Source organism: Gluconobacter sp. P5H9_a (genome assembly GCF_018812085.1).
In the GTDB taxonomy this organism is placed as follows: domain Bacteria; phylum Pseudomonadota; class Alphaproteobacteria; order Acetobacterales; family Acetobacteraceae; genus Gluconobacter.
The window spans coordinates 29,496-49,490 of record NZ_JACRVW010000009.1; the positions used below are offsets into that span (position 1 = coordinate 29,496).

Below are 19,995 nucleotides of genomic sequence, written 5' to 3' on the forward strand. Positions count from 1 at the left end.
GCACAGGCAGCCTCTTATTGTTTCAGCGTCAGGATGAACTTTGTAATTCCCAGTCAGCCAAGGTCGTATGCGTCAGATCTCCAGCTTTACTCTGAAAGGTTTTCGCCGGGTTTTCCTCTCCTTCGGGACAGCCGGACTTCCCATAATCCTGAGCGCCTGTGCTTTCCACAGTTCCTCTGCCCCTCTTGGAACGCATGCCCTCGCTGAGCGACTTTCGCCCATCCTCCGGACCTCCCAAGAACAGGGCGTACGCTGGGGAGTTGTCATTGCCACGAGGGATGGAAAAATTCTTTTTTCCCGAAATGCCACCGGGCGCTTCACCCCAGCGTCAAATGCCAAACTCTTCACGACAGCCGCCGCAATGGCTGATCTTGCCGAATTGGAGCGCGATGAAGCCACACATCCCACTGCCCTTCTGCTGGCGCCCCACGCTCACGGCGCGCCAGATCTCATTCTCCAAGGCTCAGGAGATCCTTTCCTCTCCGATGACGCTGCATGCAAAACCGACTGCCTGAAAACGCTGGCCGATGCTGTCTTCGCCAAAAAGCTCAGACGCGTTCATGCCATTATTGCTGAAGACCAGTTGTTCGCGGATGAGCGCTGGGGTGATGGATGGAGCTGGAATAACCTGCAAACACAATGGGGCACGGCCGTTTCGGCACTTACACTGAACGACAATATCTCTGAACTGGACGTACAGCCCGGCGCACACCCTGGCGAACGCCCGTTGTTTCGCTGGTCATCCCCAGCCGAGGAACTGACGGTAATCAATCAGGCTCTTACCGTACAGGATGGAAAACCTGAGCTGAGTTTTGGAAAGAAGCCCGGTGAAAACCGTCTTGTCCTGACAGGCACGCTACCTGTAGGAGCAGCAGTCCAGACATTAAAAATCGGGATCGACGATCCAGCACTCCTGACGGCACACCATTTCAGGTCGCTGCTTCACGACGCGCGCATCAAGGTTCAGACTGTGAAAGCTCGTCATCGCCTGGCGAACAGTCCAGCCGAAATCATTGCGCCAGATGCTCAAGTCCTTGCCACCCTCCCAGCACCAGATCTGAAAGAGGACATCCGTTATCTCCTAAAGACCAGTCAGAACCTTCATGCCGAACTCCTCCTCCGCCGTTTAGCTCTTGTCCATGGGAATGGTTCTGTCGAAGACGGACTAGCCGAACGCCGCCGGGTTCTGACTGCTCTGGGGTTGGCGCCTGTGGGCTTCTCTCTTTACGACGGCTCAGGAATGTCTCCCTACAACCGCGTTACGCCTCAAACTGTGATCCAACTCCTTCTCCTCGCTGACCAACAACCTTGGGGCGCTGAATGGCGGGACGACCTTCCGCTGGCAGCATCAGACGGAACACTTGCGCACCGTTTTATTGGCACGGCCGTCGCTGGTCACCTGCATGCAAAAACAGGTACGCTCGCAGCAACCCATTCCTTATCGGGTTATCTCCAGACAGTGCGGGGTCAGACCCTTTTGATTGCCGTATTCACAAACGACGTGCCGGACAGCCTGCCACATCCGACGAAAATCATGGACGATCTGGTGACTGCTATCGCCATGGCCGAATAATCGCCTGAAGAGTACATTTTGAAGGATAATGTCTTAATTCATGCATGAGCTTTCTGGGGTCCCAGCCCGAAAAACGTCCCTCGGCCGCCGCTCCTTTATGGGCCTTTGCGCAGGAACAGCTGCATTATCCTGGGCAAACGCTTCGGGGATGCCACGTGAGTGTCTGTCCCCTGTCGCGATCCGAACCGGCTATGACAGTCTCGAAGCTGATGGCTATCAGGCTCTTAAAGGGAGAAAAGTCGGTCTGATCGCCAACCCCACAAGCGTGGACCGCCACCTGCGCCATATCGCAGACAGGCTGCATGCTGCACCGGGAGTAAACCTGAAGGCCATCTTCGGGCCTGAACACGGGTTTCGCGGCTCGGCGCAGGCTGGCCATTCTGAAGCCAAAAGCATTGATCCCCGCACGGGCATCCCCGTTTACGACATGTACACGCTCTCCGGCCCGAAGCTGGATGCGCTCCTAAGAGCTGCGGACATTGATCTTCTCGTTTTCGATATTCAGGATATTGGCGCCCGGTTCTACACCTATATCTGGTCCATGTTCGACGCACTTGCAGCCTGTGCACGCTGCGGCGTCGCGTTCATGGTTCTGGACAGACCCAATCCCATTACAGGCCTACCCGCCAGCGGCCCTACCCTCGACCCGGCATTTTCATCATTCGTGGGCAGGGTCCCCCTTCTTCTGCGGCATGGCATGACTATTGGCGAACTGGCACGCCTCTTCAACAGCCAGTATGTCCCACAACATGCAGGCCACGCCGCCGAATTGCATGTCATTCCCATGACTGGCTGGCGTCGGGACTGCTATCAGGACGAAACCGATCTGGTCTGGGTGCCGCCGAGCCCGAACATGCCCAACGTGACGACAGCCCTCGCCTATCCGGGGACATGTCTCTTCGAGGGGACAACCTTTTCAGTTGGTCGCGGTACGGCATCCCCTTTTCTCACGATTGGCGCCCCTAACCTCCAGGCAACCCGATGGGTAGAGAGCCTGAACAACGCAAACCTGCCAGGCTGTCTGTTCAGGGAAGACTGGTTCACGCCCGGATCGGACACTGCAAAGGAGCAGTTATGCCACGGGCTTCAGATTGCCATCACGGACCGGAAGGCTTTTGACCCTCTGCTGACCAGCGTTGCGATGCTCCAGACAGTCATAAAGATATCGAATAGCCCAATATGGAGGAAATCCGGGTCGACCTTCGACATTCTGGCTGGGAGTAGCATAATACGAAGACAGCTTTCACAGGGCATGTCAGCACCTGATATTGTAGCAACCTGGAAAGCGGATGAAGCAACGTTCAATATGCAACGCCACCCCTTCCTGATGTACTGACACAACAACAGGTTTGACTATTGCTCAACAAATTTAGCGTCCCCCTTGCACCAGGCCCAATGGCTATTTGACCTAGAATATCTGGGCGGAATGCCTAGATGTTTGTGATGTGCACGAGACAGTCTGTCGGGGATTTTCTTTGATCGAGAATATGCATCCGGACAGCACGATGCTACTGCCCCTCCTCGTCCAGAAACAAAAAAAGAACTCTGAGTGCGGCATTTCTTTTGCAGTGTGATATGCGAAATTCCTGACCTGTTCATATGTGTCCAGGTTGAAACATCGTGTCCCACCCAGACATCATCCCGCAGACCTTTCATGTTAAAGGTAAGAGATGACACCCATGCCTCATCTCCTCATTGTTGATGATGATCAGGACATCCTGACGCTCCTGACCAGTTTCCTGCAGAGACACAACTATTGCGTTTCCGTCGCTGAAGACGGCGAGGCGATGTTTGAAATCCTGCGAACGCAGACCATTGACCTTGTCATTCTAGACATCATGCTACGCAAGGAAGACGGTTTCAGCCTCTGTCAGCGCCTCCGGACTTCTTCGAAAATTCCGGTCATCATGCTGTCTGCCATGGCCGACCATACTGACCGGGTGGTCGGACTGGAAATCGGTGCTGACGATTACTTGACGAAACCCTTCGACCAAAGGGAACTTCTGGCCCGCGTCAAGGCCGTCCTGAGACGCACAACAGAATTCGCCCCCACAACAGCTCGCATTCCGACACGCCCCATCCTCAAATTCGGGAGCTGGAAGCTCGACGTGGCCCGCCGCGAACTTCGTTCGGCCAGTGGCTCTCTCGTTCTGCTGTCCAGCGGCGAATTCGATTTACTTCTGTCCTTCGTTGAGCATCCCCAACGTGTTCTGACCCGCGACCAGTTGATGGACATGGCACGCGGCCCCGACCATGCGGCTTTCGACCGAAGCATCGATGTGCAAGTCAGCCGCCTTCGCCACAAACTGGAGGAAGACCCTAAAAACCCTACCCTCATCCGAACTGTAAGAAACGGCGGTTATATCTTCTCAACGACAGTAACACGCACATGAAGCGCCTTACCTTTATGGAAGATACTATCGCAAGGCGTCTTATCATTACGGTTACACTGGCCGCAGTCGTCACACTTGCGCTTCTGGAACTGTTTTTTGTCTTTGGAGGCACGTGGGCCAAACCGGATATTCAGGAAACAGGCGTCGTAAGTCAGGTGGGGTCAGTCATTCGCATCGTCAGCTCAGCGCCTGCATCAGACCGTGAAGGACTGGCACAGGCAGCCAGCACCGATGACGTTCATTTCGCCTGGTATGCAGCCCACACTCCACTGGCACAGGCGCTGGAGAATGGTCAGTACCGTAGCGACGAAATTTCCCAGAGCTGGCGGTTCCTTAAGCCCTATCTCCGACACCGTCCAAACCGCTTGATCGTCTTTCGGGAAGACAACCCCGTCTCCCAGGCAACTGGCCTCCCTTATGACAAATCGCGCTTCCACGACGCCTATTTTGCAGGCATTCGCCTCGACGATGGCAGCTGGCTCCTGTGCGTTGCCCTTACCCGATTTTGGGGGCTGTACGCCTTTCAACGTTTCACCCTTCAACTCCTGTTCCTTGCAGTGTGGGTTGTCACGGTCTCCATGATTGCGTCACGCCAGCTATCACGGCCTATCGAGCACCTTTCAGGTGGGGTGCGCAGCCTTGGTCTTCAGCCACGCTCCGCGCGTCTGGATGAAGATGGCCCCCGTGAAATCCGGCTGGTCGCAGAAACGATCAATGGGATGCAGGCTCAGATCCAGCAGTTCATTGAATACCGCACCACAATGCTGGCAGCCATTTCGCACGACCTTCGCACACCCCTGACCCGCATCCGCCTCCGCGGCGAATTCATTGATTGCCCCGAACAGCAGAAACATCTTTTCCGGGATGTGGACGAAATGCAAACCATGATCGATGGTGCCTTATCCTTCTTTCGTAACGATGCCTCCCGCGAAGAAAGCATCATGTTCGACTTGCCCGGCCTCCTGCAGACCATTGCAAACGACTACTGTGACCAAGGCTTCAGTGTAGAATATTACGGCCCAGCCAAGGCGGGTTACGTTGGCCAGCTCTATGCCATGAAGCGCGTATTCTCCAATCTCGTCGAAAACGCCATCAAATACGCAACGCCTCCCACCCTCACCCTGAAGACACAGCAGGACGGCAGCTACATGATTTATATCCGTGATAATGGTCCGGGTATTCCTGAAGCTTCCCTTTCCGAAGTTTTTGAGCCCTACTTTCGCCTCGATAAGTCTCGTAACCGTCAGACAGGCGGCGTCGGTCTGGGGCTGACGTCGGCACAAACGATCGTCCGCTCCAATGGAGGTGAAATCACAATGGCCAACCGTTCTGAGGGTGGCCTGGAAGTCCTGATTTACCTGCCGAAAATCTGCTAATAATGACCATATTTCACAACTGCAATATTTGAGACACACGCTGGAAAAAGACGAGCTTTAAGAGTGGCTTTACCACGCAGCGCCTTATACCAATCAAAGGCGCTGCACCTTCCGGACCCACCCTCTTTTCGGAAACGAGCCACCAGCATGACGTCTCATTCACAGCGCGCGCAATCCTACAAACCATCACGCTTTCCTCCAGTGCCTTCGGTACTGATTTCCTGTGCCTTCATATTCTCCCTGACAGGATGCGCAGGCCAAAAAAACACCCAGACGGGTTTCATTCCTCGGGATACGTATGGACAGATGGTTCATCAAAAAAACCATACGGATGATCTGGTTTATGTCTCCCCCACGATAGATGCTTCGAAGTATCATTTCCTTGTCATCGAACCTGTTACCTGGCATCCGGTAGCAAAGGCTCCAAAACTTAAACCTGCGGTCGAAGCACGCATGACCAAGGCTTTCCAGGACGCACTCGTCAAAGCTCTTGCGCATGATTTTCAGGTCCTCGCACCCGAACAATGTGACCCGACTTGCCCCAACACAATCCGGGTCCGCGCGGCTATTACCAATATCCGCCGCAGTAAGTGGTATTATAATGCCCTTCCTATCGTTGCCGGATTTGCCGCCGGCGCAGCGGGAGGTGGCATGCCGCCAATCCCTCCCCCATTTCCGGGGGGCGCCAGTGAAGAACTCGTCGCCACGGACGCAACCACAGGGGAAACCCTGATTGCCATCTCGACTTATAACAATGGAATGCCATGGAACATGATGGGACAGTGGCTTCCATATGCACATGCAAAGAGAGCCTTCCGTCTGGCGTCCGAACTCATGGATGAAGAGTTTCACAGGATCAAGAAGAACGAGAGCACGCAGTTCGCCTATCGGAACCCTTCGTAACTCACATGAAAGCAGGAGAAGCGGATAATGAGCCCGTTAAGAATGAAAATCCGTAAAAACTGGCCTCTTCTTGGTTTGGTCGTAAACCGCTCTCTTCTGAATATTCTCGAGTTTTATATACCTCTCACAATTCATCTTGTCGTCACTCGCACTCACCGTAAAACATAGTCACTTCCTTGCTGGAAACTATGTCATTCTTTATTCACAATGGAAGAACCGTGTATTCATACCCTTTCGACCTGATTTCAGGTACAACTGACAGTAATTGACGGTTTTTTTCTGGATGTTTAGCACCTACAAAATACATTGCACTTTGGTGCCTCTATAGTACCGATCAGAAATGGCACGCAGCAATTTGCAGCCTGTCGCGCCTCTCTGAAAACAAAGCAGAGACGATCCATCTAGTCGTCCTTTAGCCTAATATCGACCGCTCATCCTCAATCTCTTCACAGACGCCTGAATTGGACTTCTACCCTGACATCAATTGCGCCTATACGCCGTATTTTATTATCGGAACTATGTTTCAGTAATTCCGCACGCAACTCAGAAGCCTAAGCCATTAATATTCCTGTTACAGGGAATTTGAATTGCCTGCTCCAAAGCTTCCAGCATCAGACATTCATGCATCGTTCGCTTCTCGAAGCGATTGTCTTCATCCCGTCCAACTAGAAACTACAGATTAGTGTCAGATGCTGGCGGGTATTCTAAGCTTTTTTCTCCTACAGTTAGGATATGAACGATTTTCATGAATCAATGAAATAAAATCATTTTTGTTCACTCAACATCTCGGGCATACCGTTCACCAGCACCACTCACAATGCACGGCATGAAGCTTTCTGCCCTGGCAATGTAAATCCGAATAAATCCTCAAGTGAAAATATGAGGAATTTTCAACTCGCAAGGTCGAACCGCATATGTCCATAGAGTTTACTTTCAATCTAAAAAAAACGCGGTTTGACGAGGACTATTGTCCCTCAAACGATACGCGTCTAACCACAAATTTTGCCAACCTCGCCAGAGGAAACTATCGTCAACAGAACTTGCAGAATGTCCTGCAAATGATTGATAACCGTTTTAATGCGTTAGCCCATTGGGACAACTCAAAGGCAGATCGCTACTCCGTCGAAATTGAAATCATCTCTGTCGAAACGACTATGAGTTGTAATGGTGAACATCAGTCATTTCCCTTAATCGAAATCCTGAACACTTCTATTATTGATATTATCGACAACGAACGTATTCCGGGCATCGTCGGGAATAATTTTTCCTCCTATGTCCGCGATTATGATTTCAGCGTCCTCCTTCGAAATTATAATCAGAACCGTTCAGAATTTGGCATTCCCGAGCGCTTTGGTGATCTTCATGGTAAGATGTTCAGATCTTTTCTCGGCTCTGACGAATACAAGAATAACTTCAGAAAAATGCCGGTCATTTGCCTGAGCATTTCAAGTAACAGAACGTACCATAGGACTGAGAATCATCACCCTGTCCTTGGCTTTGAGTATGAACAGAGAGAGTATTCTCTTACTGATCAATACTTTGAAAAAATGGGTATGAAAGTTAGATATTTCATGCCTCCCCATAGTTCAGCACCTCTAGCATTTTATTTTTTTGGAGATCTTCTGGCAGATTACTCCAATTTGGAACTCATCAGCACAATTAGTACGATGGAATGTTTTCAGAAAGTCTATCGACCAGAAATCTATAATGCGAATTCCCCGGCAGCCGGATGCTACCAGCCCAGCCTGACCCATCAGGACTATTCGACAACTCAGATTTTCTATGACCGAGAAGAACGGAACAAGCTGGCAATTGAACAGGGAAAGTTCACCGAGGAAAATTTTATCATTCCCCACCGGACGGCTCTTGAGCGGTGGTCTGCTCATTTTTCAGTTTGAACTCTAAACCGTACAAGGCCTTTGACCATGACAAGATTACTCCCGACTTCAACCGTTGGCAGCCTGCCTAAACCGTCTTGGCTTGCAAAACCTGAGACCCTTTGGTCCCCATGGAAATTGCAGGGCGAGGAATTGATTGAGGGCAAACAGGATGCTTTACGTCTGACACTCGACGATCAAGATCGTGCCGGCATTGATATCGTAAGCGACGGTGAACAAACGCGGCAGCACTTCGTCACGACATTCATTGAACACCTGCGCGGCGTTGACTTCAAAAACCGCCAAACCGTCAAGATCCGTAACCGGTATGATGCGAGCGTGCCGTCCGTTATTGGGAATGTAACACGTGAGAAACCTGTCTTTGTAGAGGATGCAAAGTTTTTAAGAACACTGACAAAAAAGCCGATTAAGTGGACACTCCCAGGCCCCATGACCATGGTCGATACGCTCCATGATAGCCACTACAAAAGCCGTGAAAAGTTGGCCTGGGAATTCGCCAAGATCCTCAATCAGGAGGCGAAGGAACTGGAAGCTTCTGGCGTTGATATTATCCAGTTCGATGAACCAGCCTTCAACGTTTTCTTCGATGAAGTTAACGACTGGGGGGTTGCGGCCCTAGAAAGAGCAGTTGAGGGGCTCACGTGTGAAACCGCAGTCCATATTTGCTATGGGTATGGTATCAAAGCCAATATCGATTGGAAAAACAGTCTCGGTGCAGAGTGGAGACAATATGAGGAAATTTTTCCTAAGCTGCAGAGTTCCAGTATCGATATGATCTCTTTGGAATGCCAGAATTCCCGTGTTCCGATGGATCTCATTGAACTTATTCGTGGTAAAAAAGTAATGGTCGGAGCCATTGATGTGGCTACCAATACGGTTGAGACACCAGAAGATGTGGCGGATACGCTCCGAAAAGCCCTCCAGTTTGTGGATGCAGATAAACTTTACCCTTCTACCAACTGTGGTATGGCGCCTTTGTCCCGCCGTGTCGCACGGGAAAAGCTGAACGCTCTTGCCGCAGGGGCTAACATTCTGCGAAGAGAACTTTCGGCATAACAAGCGCAGTCTTCAGCGCCTGATTGTCAAAAATAACGGATAGCTGAGCGGAGACTGTTACTGTCTCCACTCAGTCATAACTCCAGAACGGCCCAACAATTTGACCACCGCGTTCCAGAGCCCCAGCGCTCCTGAATTGCCGAAGGCAGATACAAAAACAAAAAGACCTGAAGAGGAACAAGCAATCCTCTGGAGAGAGGTTTTTAACGATAAGCAAAAATGATATAATTTAGTGATTTTATAAAAGACACGCATGGACTGGAAAGTATGGCTATCCTGGAACGCAACCATCTGATAATCATTCAGGCAGTCGCACAGGAAGGGTCGCTAACAGCAGCAGGTATCCGATTAAACCTGACCCAGCCTGCTCTCAGTCATGCCGTTCGTAAGATCGAGATACAACTCGGTGTAAAGATATGGCGACGCGAGGGACGCTCTCTGGTCCTGACGCAGGCAGGGCAATGGCTACTCGCTCTGGCAAATCGTTTGCTACCCCAGTTTTCACTCGCCGAAGAGAGGCTGGAACAATTCGCCAATGGCGAACGTGGCATCCTGAGGATCGGTATGGAGTGCCATCCCTGCTACCAATGGCTCCTTAACGTTGTCTCACCCTATCTCGAACGATGGCCAAAAGTAGATGTCGACGTTCGGCAGAAATTTCAGTTTGGTGGCATCGGAGCCTTGCTAAGCAACGAAATTGATATTCTCGTCACACCCGACCCACTTTACAAACCGGGCCTTAACTTCACACCGGTGTTCGATTACGAACTTGTTCTTGTCGTAGGGAGTGGTCACAGACTGTGCGGCGAAACATCCATTACGCCTGAGCAACTTGCTGGGGAAACGCTCATTACCTATCCCGTACCTTCTGAACGTTTGGATATTTATACACAGTTTCTGCAGCCAGCCGGCATCGCACCGCGTCAGCAGAAGCAAATCGAAACGACAGATATCATGCTGGTTATGGTGGCGCATGGGCGCGGTGTCACAGCCCTACCTCGCTGGTTGGTAGAAGAACATGCCTCACGCTACGGTTTGCATGCGATAAGGCTTGGCCATCAGGGGATTGCAAAGCAGATCTCTCTCGGACGTCGCGAAACAGATGATGACATTCAATATCTCACCGATTTCATAGACTTTTCTGCCCGACCTGAAGAGTTCTGAAAATCCTTTCTTTTGGGCAGCTTTCTGTGCTCCTCTATCACGTCGTGATGGGATAGAAGAGCATCAAATAGCCGGGCTTTCTCAATATTGAAAAGCACCCGTTTCCTCAAAGAAATTTCCGGGCTTTTAGATTTGAAATATTTGTGGATCAGCATACGTTCTTGGGAACCACTCAAGAATTCTACCGATAACGGCGGTCTCGATTGCGCGCCTCTCCACCGTGGGCTTAGAGCTGCCCACTAGACAACCCGATTAATTTGATCAGCTCCCCAGACATAAGCCGCATATCCGTGGAGAAACAGTCCTGCGAACACCTGATGGGAGATGTCCAATCCGCCGGTATATGATCCCAGTGCTGGTAGAATAAGGCGTTCTTCTCCCGTGAGGAAGCAGGCGCGGCTCATAACATGCCCCCTGATCCGTATTCTGATCTTCGGATGAAGATGGCCTGCCAGTTCCGCACTGCCAGAAGGAATTGTCGCAGATGGTATATGCCTGAGGATCAGATTGCCGACCCGGTATTCTTCAACCCACTCGCCCCCGATACCCGAAATCGGGAGCGCATCGTGATTACCTGTAATCCACAAAGTCGCTGCTTTTGTGGTTATCGTATCCAGCAGTGTTCGTTCTGCATCAAGAAGACGCTCTCCCGCCTGACAGTCATGAAAGCTGTCTCCGAGCGCGACCAGAACCCGGGGGGAATGAGCCTCGACAAGCTGGAGCACGTTCTCGAGCGTCGACATCGTATCTCCTGGTGGAAGCAGTACCCCACGTGCCCGAGCAGACGTCCCCTTACCCAGATGCAAGTCAGCCACCACGAGCATCTGCGTTTCAGGCAGGAAAACAGCCCCTCCGGGCAGGAGCCATATCCGCTCACCTGCCAGCGTTACCTCACGAAAACTCACGCTTTCTCTGCCAGTGCATAAAGCTTGTCAGCCTCGGCCAGAAGATACTCTTCGCCCTCTCCTCCCCGGATTTTTTCACGTCCCTGCTCAAGAAGAACAGGAACCGCAAGCGGCGAAACATGGGAAAGACTAACATGCTCGATATGCCCTTGAATGCGATCCAGCATACCGGAAAGACGCCCCAGATCAGTCAGGCCTTGCTCCGCCTGAAGCCGGGTTGCACGCAGGAGAATATGGTCAGGGTCGTATTTTCGAAGCACGTCATAAAGGAGGTCGCTGCTGACTGTCATTTGACGTCGATTTTTCTCGCGCCCCGGATAATTGCGTTCTATCAGCCCGGCGATGATGGCCACATCCCGGAAGGTGCGGCGGAGCATGGCGCTCTCTGCCAGCCAGTCTGATAGATTGCCTCCAAGCAGATCTCGGGTGAACAGGTCCGTCATAGAGCCCGTTGGGTGAACGCACCAGCAGGCAACCATATAATCGTTAGCCACAAAGCCCAGAGGGCCCTTTCCAGTCTCCTCCAGCTTTTTTGTCAGGAGAAGCCCCAGAGTTTGATGCGCATTCCGCCCTTCAAAGGGATACGCCACAATGTAGTGCCATCCTTTGTGTGGAAAAGTCTCAACAAGAAAATTGTCCGGTCCAGGCATATGTGAGCGCTTTGTCTGAAGGGTAAGCCAGTCCTGCACAGCCTTCGGAAGCACGGTCCACAAGGATGGCGTATACAGCATTTCACGGACGTGTCTGGCCAGACCGGGCGAAATGGAAAGCTGATTGCCCCCGTAAACCGGTACGCGCGGATCCTTGCCTCGACCCCGCGCCGCCTGAACGGTCGTATCGTGCAGCCCAAGAAATTCCAGCAGTTCTCCGCCCAGCAGGAATGTATCGCCCGGAACGAGCGTTGAGGCGAAATACTCGTCAATCTCCCCAAAAGCTTTTCCACGCCGGGATTTGACGCGAAGCATCGGAGTATCGACGATGGTACCGATATTCATCCGAAACTGCCGGATGATCTGCTCATTTTTAACCCACAATTGCCCCAGTGAGTCTCGGAAAAGACGTTGGTGGCGTTCATAGGCCTGTAAGGCATAGCCGCCGTCTTCTACAAATCGAACAACCTCATCGAAATCTGTACGTGAGATCTGGCTATAGGGCGCAGTCTGACGAATTTCTTCATACAGAACGTCTGGGAAAAACGGTCCTGCACAGGCCGTGACCACCACATGCTGAGCCAGAACGTCGAGGGCCCCGGCGCGAGGCGGATCACCGTCGAGTTCATGCCGCAGAACAGCATCTTTGGCCGCTTCACATTCCAGCACTTCAAATCGGTTGGCTGGAGCAAGAAGCGCACGCGATGGTTCGTCCATCCGGTGATTGGCCCGGCCAATCCGCTGTGTCAGGCGGGAGATCTGTTTTGGTGCCCCCACCTGAATGATCTGATCCACTGCGCCCCAATCCAACCCAAGATCCAGTGAAGACGTGGCCACCACAGCCCGCAGAGCGCCTTGAGCCATGGCTTCTTCCACTTTCGCCCGACGCACCGCATCCAGACTGCCATGATGAAGCCCAATAGGCAGATTGTCTCCGTTGTCTTTCCACAGAGCCTGGAACAGTAGTTCTGCCTGCGCCCTACTGTTGACGAACACGATGGTCAGGCGAGCACGGGCAATTTCAGTCAGGATTGCAGTAGCGCTTCCCAACCCCGTACGACCGGCCCACGGAAGATAACCCCGCTCGTCAGGCAAAAGCACATGAMCGTCCGGACGCACCCCATCTTCTGCTTTGACAAGACGGACCCCAGAAGCTTTACCCGTTGGGGAAACCCAGGCCGCCATGGGGGAAGGGTGAGCCACGGTTGCGGATAAGCCATTGATCCGGAGCGACGACGAAAACGTTCGCAAGCGGCTGGCACAGAGGGCAAGTTGGTCTCCCCGCTTGGTGCCAGCAAGCGCGTGAACTTCGTCGATAATCAGAACCTTGAGCGTGGAAAAATACGCCGCAGCATCTGGGTATGACAGCAACAGCGCCAGGCTTTCCGGTGTTGTCAGGAGTATATGCGGTGGGTTCTTCTGTTGCCGTTTCCGGCGCGCTCCGGACGTATCTCCACTGCGGACCTCAACACGAACCGGAAGATCCATGTCCATAATGGGTCGGGACAGGCTTTCTGCGATATTGGTCGAGAGGGCCTTCAGGGGACTGACATAGAGCGTATGCAGTCCTGAATATGAACCGTCTGCCAATTCGATGAGGCTGGGCAGAAAGCCCGACAGTGTCTTTCCTCCGCCGGTTGGCGCGATCAGAAGCGCAGACACTCCATCTTTCGCTGCCTGAAGCATAGCAAGCTGATGAGATCGGGGAGACCAGCCCTGTTGGGAAAACCAAGTCTGAAAAGGTTCGGAAAGATGTTTGCTCATTAGCTGAAGGAACGCACACGCGTTTCGCGGGTTCTTTCCCCGTTCCTGCACGCATGGTGGAGAAGACTGGGTGGACTGGCTTGAGTTGAAACCGGATGGGCTCTTCTGTGTACCTGGCGCATTCTATATCGACCCTCTCCAGCCAGTGGCGCACGCCGTCATCACACATGGTCATTCCGATCATGCCCGACCCGGCCATGACCTTGTCACCGCAACACCCGAAACCTTGGCGATCATGCGACTACGGATGGGCGAAGGCCGAGCGGGCGTGACCCAACAGGCACTTAATTATGGAGAAATCATCTCCGTCGGGGACGTGCAGCTCTGGCTCGCACCTGCCGGGCACGTTCTGGGAAGTGCACAGGTTGTCATGGAGTATCGTGGGCAGCGCGCCGTGGTCAGTGGCGATTACAAGCGCGCGCCTGATCCAACATGCGTTCCTTTTGAGGTCGTGCCCTGTGATCTATTCGTAACTGAAGCCACGTTTGGGCTGCCAGTCTTCCGCCTACCCGATCCCGCTCATGAGATTGCTAAACTGCTGCAGGACGTACGCCTGTTTCCAGAGCGCACGCATGTTGTTGGCTGCTATGCCCTTGGCAAATGCCAGCGTCTGATCGCTCTGCTTCGAGAGGGTGGCTACCATGCTCCTCTCTGGCTCCATGGTGCTCTTCTGCCGATGTGTAAGCTGTACGAAGGTTTTAGTGTCCCCTTGGGGGAACTGCGTTCTGCAACGGCAGCAAAGAAAGGTGAGATGCGCGGGGGCATTGTCCTCGCGCCTCCATCGGCCATTGTAGACCGTTGGGCACGTCGGCTTCCAGATCCGGTCGTCTGTCTGGCATCAGGCTGGATGCATGTTCGCCAGCGAGCGAAAGCACGTGGGGTCGAACTCCCTGTCGTGATCAGTGACCATGCCGACTGGGATGCTTTGCTGGAAACGTGTCAGGCAACCGGGGCAAAGGAAATCTGGGTCACGCATGGGCGCGAGGATGCCCTGATTTATGCGTTAGGCAAGATGCAGATCCGCGGCCGCGCGCTGCGGCTTCTGGGCTACGAGGAAGAGGATGAACAGGCGGAACAGGGCACTTTGACATGATCGAATTTGCGACCCTGCTGGAACGCCTGGCCTTTACCCCGTCGCGGAATATGAAGCTTGCACTTCTCAAAGAATATTTCTCCATGGCACCCGATCCTGATCGGGGATATGCGCTGGCTGCGATGGCAGGAAGCCTGTCCTTTGCCGCAGCCAAACCTGCCATGCTCCGGGCTCTGGCCATGGAACGGATCGACCCGGAACTCTTTGCATGGTCTTATGATTACGTTGGAGACCTCGCGGAAACAGTCGCACTGATCTGGCGCCCGGAAACCGGTGATCATGTTACGCCAGCGGCACCGGGTCTTGCGGAGGTCGTTCATACCCTGGAGCGCCTTCCAAAGGCGAATGTCCCGGATGTTGTAAGGGAATGGCTGGACGCATGTGATGCCTCATCCCGGTACGCCCTCCTCAAGCTTATTACGGGCTCGCTTCGTGTTGGCGCATCAGCCCGGCTGGCGAAAACGGCTCTTGCAGAGTTAGCGTCTGTGGCTCCGGATGACATTGAGGAAGTTTGGCACGGACTTGAAGCGCCTTATGGCCCCCTCTTCGCATGGGTGGAAGGAAAAGGCCCGAAACCCGATGCGAAGGATGCTCCGGTTTTCCGGCCGCCTATGCTGGCCCAGCCCTTGGAAAACGTTGACCTGACAACATTCGATCCAGCGGAATGGCGAGCAGAATGGAAATGGGACGGTATCCGAGTTCAGCTTGTTTCCACACCTCAAGGGGAGCGTGTCTACACCCGTACGGCAGAAGATATTGGAAAGGCCTTTCCGGACGTGCTGGCCACAATGCAGGATCTGGGCAGCAGGGTGGTCCTGGATGGTGAGCTTCTGGTCGTCCAGGAGGGTGTTGTCGCCCCGTTTGCGGATCTCCAACAGCGATTGAACCGAAAATCGCCTACGGCTTCCATGCTTAGAGACATGCCAGCCGGTATCCGACTGTACGATATCCTGTTTGAAGACGGAAAAGACCTGCGCTCCCTGCCCTTCGATACCAGACGACAGCGGCTGGAAAGCTGGTTCGCACGCCTGAATCCGCCCAGAATGGTCTTGTCTGATCTCATTGCGTTCCAGAACTTTGAAGACCTAGCCAAGCTTCGCGAGAATGCACGGAGCGAAGGCATTGAAGGGCTAATGCTGAAAAAGGCTGATAGTGCCTATGTTCCAGGTCGTCCGCGAGGCCCATGGTGGAAATGGAAACGTGAGCCACTCACCGTCGATGCCGTTGTCATGTATGCACAACGCGGGCACGGCAAACGCAGCAGCTTCTATTCCGACTACACGTTCGGCTTATGGCGCACCGTGGACGGAGAACGTGAACTTGTTCCGATTGGTAAAGCTTACTCAGGCTTTACGGACGAAGAACTGAAATTTCTGGACAAGTGGATCCGCGATCACACCACCAAGCGTTTTGGTCCGGTCCGGGAAGTGGCGCATGGTCTTGTTCTGGAAATTGCCTTTGATGCTGCTCAGTATTCCAAACGCCATAAAAGCGGCGTAGCCCTTCGTTTTCCGCGCGTTTCACGTATTCGCCGTGACAAACCTGTAGAGGATGCGGACACGCTCGATGAGTTCATTAGAGCTTTTCTATAGAGGAAGTACCTCATCCGTTTCGACACACGGCACTCCCCCTCTCGCGGACAACGATGGCTCTAGGGGAAGAACAGACGCAGAAAAATTTTAATTAATCCCGCGCTGATGTTCTGATGGGGCGCCAGTCGCACCTCTTCGCACGCTCGTAACAAGCAAAGGATATGATCGCGAGAGGATGCTGGAGAACCTACTCTTTCGAGGCGATCCTCCCGTCATCCCACCACATTCAAATCAAACAGAGGGTATTCTCTATAATTTCCGTTTTCACAGAAGGCGCAACCGTATCGAGCGGATGTTCAATAAGCCCAAGGAGGTTAAGCCTCGCCCTTCTATGAAAAACCTTTGTATCAGGCATCAAAGTTATGCGGCAGAACGACCAGATCCCGCACCATCACGCCCTTTGAACGTGTCAGGATGAAGATCAGGGCTTCGGCCACTTCCTTGGCTTCCATCAGGGCACCAGCCTTGATATTGGCTTCAAGCCGTGCCTGATCCCAGTCTTTCAGCAACGGCGTGACCACAGGCCCGGGCTGGATTGCGCCCACCCGGATACCGTACTTCGCGACCTGTCGGCGCACTGTATGCACAAAGGCCTGCACAGCATGTTTCGAGGCTGTGTAGATTGGCTCGGCCATGATGGGGATCATGCCCGCAATTGAACTGGTCATGACGATATCACCAGTCTCCTGCTTCATCATCTGCGGCAGCACGGCGCGGACCGAGCGGAAGGCAGCATTGATGTTCAGGTGCAGCATCGCATCCCAGCTATCAGGATCGCCTTCCCAAACATTGCCGCCAACATACGCCCCGGCATTGGCGTGAAAGATATCGATCCGGCCCTGTTCCTGAACGATCTGCGCAACGGCAGCATCTACGGTTTTATAGTCGAAGAGATCGACAATGATCGCATGAGCCTGGCTGCCGAGCTCTGCCGTCTTATCTTCGAGCGTTTTGGCATCACGGTCCAGAAGATAGACCACGGCCCCCGCTTCGATGAGATAGCGGGCACATTCGAGACCGATACCCGAAGCCGCGCCCGTGATGGCGGCGATCTTGCCCTGAAGAGACTGTGTCATATGCACTATCCTGTGATGCTGTCTCAGTGTGCGGACGCTGTGCCGCGCTGACGACTGATGAAAATTGCGAGAAGGATGATCGCACCCTTGATGACGTTCTGAACGTAAGGGGAGACCTCAAGCAGGTTCAGCCCGTTGTTCAGGACACCCAGCAGCATGGCACCGATGAGGGTGCCGATGATGGAGCCACGACCACCGGAGATTGAGGTGCCACCCAGCACCACGGCTGCGATGGCATCGAGTTCAAAGCCGACACCAGCGTTGGGCTGGCCGCTCATGAGGCGAGAGGACAGAACAACGCCTGCCAGCGCGGCCGTAAATCCACCAATCAGGTAAACGGCGATCTTGTATTTACGGGAATCGATGCCGGAGAGGCGGACGGCCTCTTCATTGCCACCGATGGCGTAAATGTACCGGCCAATCGGCATGCGCTGGAGCAGCAGATAGGCCAGCGCATAAACCACCAGCATGATGAGAATTGGCGTCTGGATTCCCAGAACCTTTCCGCGGCCAATAAACGCGAACCAATCCGGAAGGCCCGAGATGGGATAGCCGTTCGTGTAGATCAGCCCCAATCCGCGGGCGATACTCATGGATGCCAGCGTCACAATGATCGGCGGCATCCCGAGACGGGCGATACACAACCCGTTTCCGGCACCGAAGAGCGCCCCGACACCCAGTCCAGCCAGAATGGCCAGCCCGGCATTGAGGCCGGAAACCAGCAGGCCCGCTGTAATAGTTCCAGCGAGCGCCATGACCGCGCCTACGGAGAGATCAATGCCCCCCGTGAGAATGGCAAAGGTCATGCCCACGGAGATGATGGCGTTGATCGAGACCTGTCTGGCGACGTTTTCCAGGTTGCCGAAGGACAGGAAGCGACTGTTGAGCGCGATCATGCAGGCCACGACCACGAACAGTCCAACCGCCGGGAGAAACGCCGTTGAGCGAGCGAATTTAGACGCTCTGTAACGCTCAAGCAGAGAGTGCATCGACTGCGGACTTTTTAACGCTTGCTGTTGCATGACGCATTACCTCTTCCGAACTGATGGCATCCCCCTCCAGAACCGCCGTGATGACGCCATGGCTGAACACGGCCACGCGGTCACACATTCCGACGACCTCCGGAAGCTCGGATGAGATCATGATGATGGCGTATCCCTCTGCCGTGAGGTTCCGCATGAGTGTGTAGATTTCCGCCTTGGCCCCGACGTCGATGCCGCGGGTAGGCTCATCGAAGATCAGGATCTTGCTCCGGCGGTTCAGCCAGCGCGCAATCACAACCTTCTGCTGATTTCCGCCACTAAGGCTCACCACAGTCGTCTCGTCCGAAGGGGCTTTGATACGGACGGCGGACATCAACTCCTGTGTCTTCCGCTTCTCCCGCGCGGTGTCGATTGTGCCAATCGGGCGGGTATATTGCGGCAGGTTGTTGATGGAGATGTTGTCCCGGATACTGAAGCCAAGGATCAATCCTTCGGTTTTTCGGCTTTCCGGCAGAATTCCGATACCGTGACGCAGAGCCTGTGCCGGATTCCCCATAGACACGTCCCTGCCCTCAATCCGCACCGTTTTTCCTGGACATGGCAGTGCGCCGATTAACGCCAGAGCCGTTTCCGTTCGGCCAGAGCCAACCAGCCCAGCGAAACCGAGGATTTCACCTTTCCGCAGGTAGAAACTGTTGGGGTGCCCGTTACTCGCAAAACGAATGTTTTCGGCTTCCAGAATGCGCTCGGCAGTCTGGAGCGCGGGTTTGGGCGGGAACGTATTTTCAATTTTCCGGCCGACCATCCGCTCAACCAGATGATCCATTGTGCACTCCGCCGTTTTCAGGACGCCTACATGAGCACCATCGCGAAGCACCGTAATCCGGTCACAAATTTCAAAAATCTCTTCGAGGTGATGCGACACGAAGAAAATTCCAATGCCCTGGTCCCGGAGCTGCCGCATGACGTTGAAAAGCAGTTCGGCTTCCGTCGGGGTCAGGGTCGCGGTTGGTTCGTCAAGGATCAGAACCTGCACATCCAGTGACAAAGCCTTCGCGATTTCCACGAACTGTTGTTCCGCTACGCTGAGACGCGCGACAGGAACGTCAAACCGTGTTTTCACCCCGAGCCGCTCGAAAATTCCCTGCGCGATGCGCGTCATTTCGCTTTTGCGGGAAAAGCCGAGAGCGTTCCGCATCTCACGCCCGAGGAAAATATTATCCACCGCGTCGAGTTCAGGAATCAGGCTGAATTCCTGAAAAACAATTCCGATCCCCGCGCTGATGGCATCCTTGTAACTGGAGAAGTGACATTCTTTTCCGTTGAGAAAGATCTGCCCTTCATCCTGAGACTGGATACCTCCCATGATCTTGATGATCGTGGATTTTCCAGCACCGTTCTCTCCCAGAAGAGCATGGATTTCTCCACGCTCCAGGCTGAGGCTGACATTCCGCAAGGCCCGGACTCCCGGAAAGCTTTTGGAGATTCCCTCAAGCGCCAGAAGCGGTTCTGGGGATGTCTGACTAGGTTCTGTCATGATGTTCCCTCCGGAATCCAAGGCCGCCTCCG

Annotated in this window: 15 protein-coding genes; 10 read left to right on the forward strand and 5 right to left on the reverse strand. The window is 53.6% G+C overall.

The genetic code is table 11. From position 1 onward, the window contains the following. Positions 1-67: 67 nt before the first annotated feature. The 8 genes from dacB (at position 68) to KP708_RS10130 (ending at position 10,363) form a co-directional block, all read left to right on the forward strand. Positions 68-1,573: a D-alanyl-D-alanine carboxypeptidase/D-alanyl-D-alanine-endopeptidase gene (dacB, locus tag KP708_RS10095; protein ID WP_215751131.1), complete on the forward strand. Its 1,506-nt coding sequence runs from the start codon at positions 68-70 to the stop codon at positions 1,571-1,573. A 40-nt stretch (positions 1,574-1,613) separates the two neighbouring features. Further along, complete coding sequence (locus KP708_RS10100; RefSeq protein WP_202208182.1) at positions 1,614-2,909, forward strand: exo-beta-N-acetylmuramidase NamZ domain-containing protein; 1,296 nt, start codon at positions 1,614-1,616, stop codon at positions 2,907-2,909. A 334-nt stretch (positions 2,910-3,243) separates the two neighbouring features. Continuing rightward, positions 3,244-3,966 carry a response regulator gene (locus KP708_RS10105; protein ID WP_215751132.1) on the forward strand — a complete coding sequence of 241 codons (723 nt, stop codon included), beginning with the start codon at positions 3,244-3,246 and terminating at the stop codon, positions 3,964-3,966. After that, complete coding sequence (locus tag KP708_RS10110; protein WP_215751133.1) at positions 3,963-5,342, forward strand: ATP-binding protein; 1,380 nt, start codon at positions 3,963-3,965, stop codon at positions 5,340-5,342. Before KP708_RS10105 ends, KP708_RS10110 begins: the two co-directional genes overlap by 4 nt. A gap of 147 nt (positions 5,343-5,489) precedes the next feature. Next, positions 5,490-6,245, forward strand: coding sequence for a DUF3313 family protein (locus KP708_RS10115; RefSeq protein WP_256445267.1), 756 nt, complete (start codon positions 5,490-5,492; stop codon positions 6,243-6,245). Positions 6,246-7,159: 914 nt separating this feature from the next. Then, on the forward strand, positions 7,160-8,143 hold the full coding sequence (locus KP708_RS10120; protein ID WP_215751134.1) for a DUF1852 domain-containing protein: 984 nt from the start codon (positions 7,160-7,162) through the stop codon (positions 8,141-8,143). A 27-nt stretch (positions 8,144-8,170) separates the two neighbouring features. Then, positions 8,171-9,199: a methionine synthase gene (locus KP708_RS10125; protein WP_215751135.1), complete on the forward strand. Its 1,029-nt coding sequence runs from the start codon at positions 8,171-8,173 to the stop codon at positions 9,197-9,199. A gap of 267 nt (positions 9,200-9,466) precedes the next feature. Beyond that, positions 9,467-10,363 (forward strand): LysR family transcriptional regulator, encoded by an 897-nt coding sequence (locus KP708_RS10130; RefSeq protein WP_215751136.1) that lies wholly within the window; start codon positions 9,467-9,469, stop codon positions 10,361-10,363. A 239-nt stretch (positions 10,364-10,602) separates the two neighbouring features. Here the strand turns inward: KP708_RS10130 and pdeM are convergent, their stop codons facing one another. Then, positions 10,603-11,268: a ligase-associated DNA damage response endonuclease PdeM gene (pdeM, locus tag KP708_RS10135; RefSeq protein ID WP_215751137.1), complete on the reverse strand. Its 666-nt coding sequence runs from the start codon at positions 11,266-11,268 to the stop codon at positions 10,603-10,605. Then, complete coding sequence (locus tag KP708_RS10140; RefSeq protein ID WP_215757175.1) at positions 11,265-13,682, reverse strand: ligase-associated DNA damage response DEXH box helicase; 2,418 nt, start codon at positions 13,680-13,682, stop codon at positions 11,265-11,267. The genes pdeM and KP708_RS10140 overlap by 4 nt, the downstream gene beginning before the upstream one ends. Before the next feature lie 70 nt (positions 13,683-13,752). Between KP708_RS10140 and KP708_RS10145 the strand changes: the two genes are divergently transcribed. Further along, a complete protein-coding gene (locus tag KP708_RS10145; protein ID WP_215751139.1) occupies positions 13,753-14,775 on the forward strand; it encodes a ligase-associated DNA damage response exonuclease in 1,023 nt (340 codons plus the stop codon). Continuing rightward, positions 14,772-16,367, forward strand: coding sequence for a cisplatin damage response ATP-dependent DNA ligase (locus KP708_RS10150; protein ID WP_215751140.1), 1,596 nt, complete (start codon positions 14,772-14,774; stop codon positions 16,365-16,367). The genes KP708_RS10145 and KP708_RS10150 overlap by 4 nt, the downstream gene beginning before the upstream one ends. A gap of 347 nt (positions 16,368-16,714) precedes the next feature. Here KP708_RS10150 and KP708_RS10155 read toward each other — a convergent pair whose 3' ends face one another. Genes KP708_RS10155 through KP708_RS10165 form a run of 3 tightly spaced genes read right to left on the reverse strand, consistent with a single transcriptional unit; the run spans position 16,715 to position 19,963 of the window. Continuing rightward, a complete protein-coding gene (locus KP708_RS10155) occupies positions 16,715-17,443 on the reverse strand; it encodes an SDR family oxidoreductase (protein WP_215751141.1) in 729 nt (242 codons plus the stop codon). Between the two features lie 23 nt (positions 17,444-17,466). After that, positions 17,467-18,432 carry an ABC transporter permease gene (locus KP708_RS10160; protein ID WP_215751142.1) on the reverse strand — a complete coding sequence of 322 codons (966 nt, stop codon included), beginning with the start codon at positions 18,430-18,432 and terminating at the stop codon, positions 17,467-17,469. Beyond that, on the reverse strand, positions 18,416-19,963 hold the full coding sequence (locus KP708_RS10165) for a sugar ABC transporter ATP-binding protein (protein WP_215751143.1): 1,548 nt from the start codon (positions 19,961-19,963) through the stop codon (positions 18,416-18,418). Before KP708_RS10165 ends, KP708_RS10160 begins: the two co-directional genes overlap by 17 nt. Between the last annotated feature and the right edge of the window lie 32 nt (positions 19,964-19,995).

Excerpts from the sequence above, each read along its gene's own strand:
- KP708_RS10115 (WP_256445267.1), top strand. The coding sequence starts at position 5,490 with ATGACGTCTCATTCACAGCGCGCGCAATCCTACAAACCATCACGCTTT.
- KP708_RS10105 (WP_215751132.1), top strand. The coding sequence starts at position 3,244 with ATGACACCCATGCCTCATCTCCTCATTGTTGATGATGATCAGGACATC.
- KP708_RS10120 (WP_215751134.1), top strand. The coding sequence starts at position 7,160 with ATGTCCATAGAGTTTACTTTCAATCTAAAAAAAACGCGGTTTGACGAG.
- dacB (WP_215751131.1), top strand. The coding sequence starts at position 68 with ATGCGTCAGATCTCCAGCTTTACTCTGAAAGGTTTTCGCCGGGTTTTC.
- KP708_RS10110 (WP_215751133.1), top strand. The coding sequence starts at position 3,963 with ATGAAGCGCCTTACCTTTATGGAAGATACTATCGCAAGGCGTCTTATC.
- KP708_RS10155 (WP_215751141.1), bottom strand. The coding sequence starts at position 17,443 with ATGACACAGTCTCTTCAGGGCAAGATCGCCGCCATCACGGGCGCGGCT.
- KP708_RS10100 (WP_202208182.1), top strand. The coding sequence starts at position 1,614 with ATGCATGAGCTTTCTGGGGTCCCAGCCCGAAAAACGTCCCTCGGCCGC.
- KP708_RS10125 (WP_215751135.1), top strand. The coding sequence starts at position 8,171 with ATGACAAGATTACTCCCGACTTCAACCGTTGGCAGCCTGCCTAAACCG.
- KP708_RS10165 (WP_215751143.1), bottom strand. The coding sequence starts at position 19,963 with ATGACAGAACCTAGTCAGACATCCCCAGAACCGCTTCTGGCGCTTGAG.
- KP708_RS10160 (WP_215751142.1), bottom strand. The coding sequence starts at position 18,432 with ATGCACTCTCTGCTTGAGCGTTACAGAGCGTCTAAATTCGCTCGCTCA.
- KP708_RS10130 (WP_215751136.1), top strand. The coding sequence starts at position 9,467 with ATGGCTATCCTGGAACGCAACCATCTGATAATCATTCAGGCAGTCGCA.
- KP708_RS10150 (WP_215751140.1), top strand. The coding sequence starts at position 14,772 with ATGATCGAATTTGCGACCCTGCTGGAACGCCTGGCCTTTACCCCGTCG.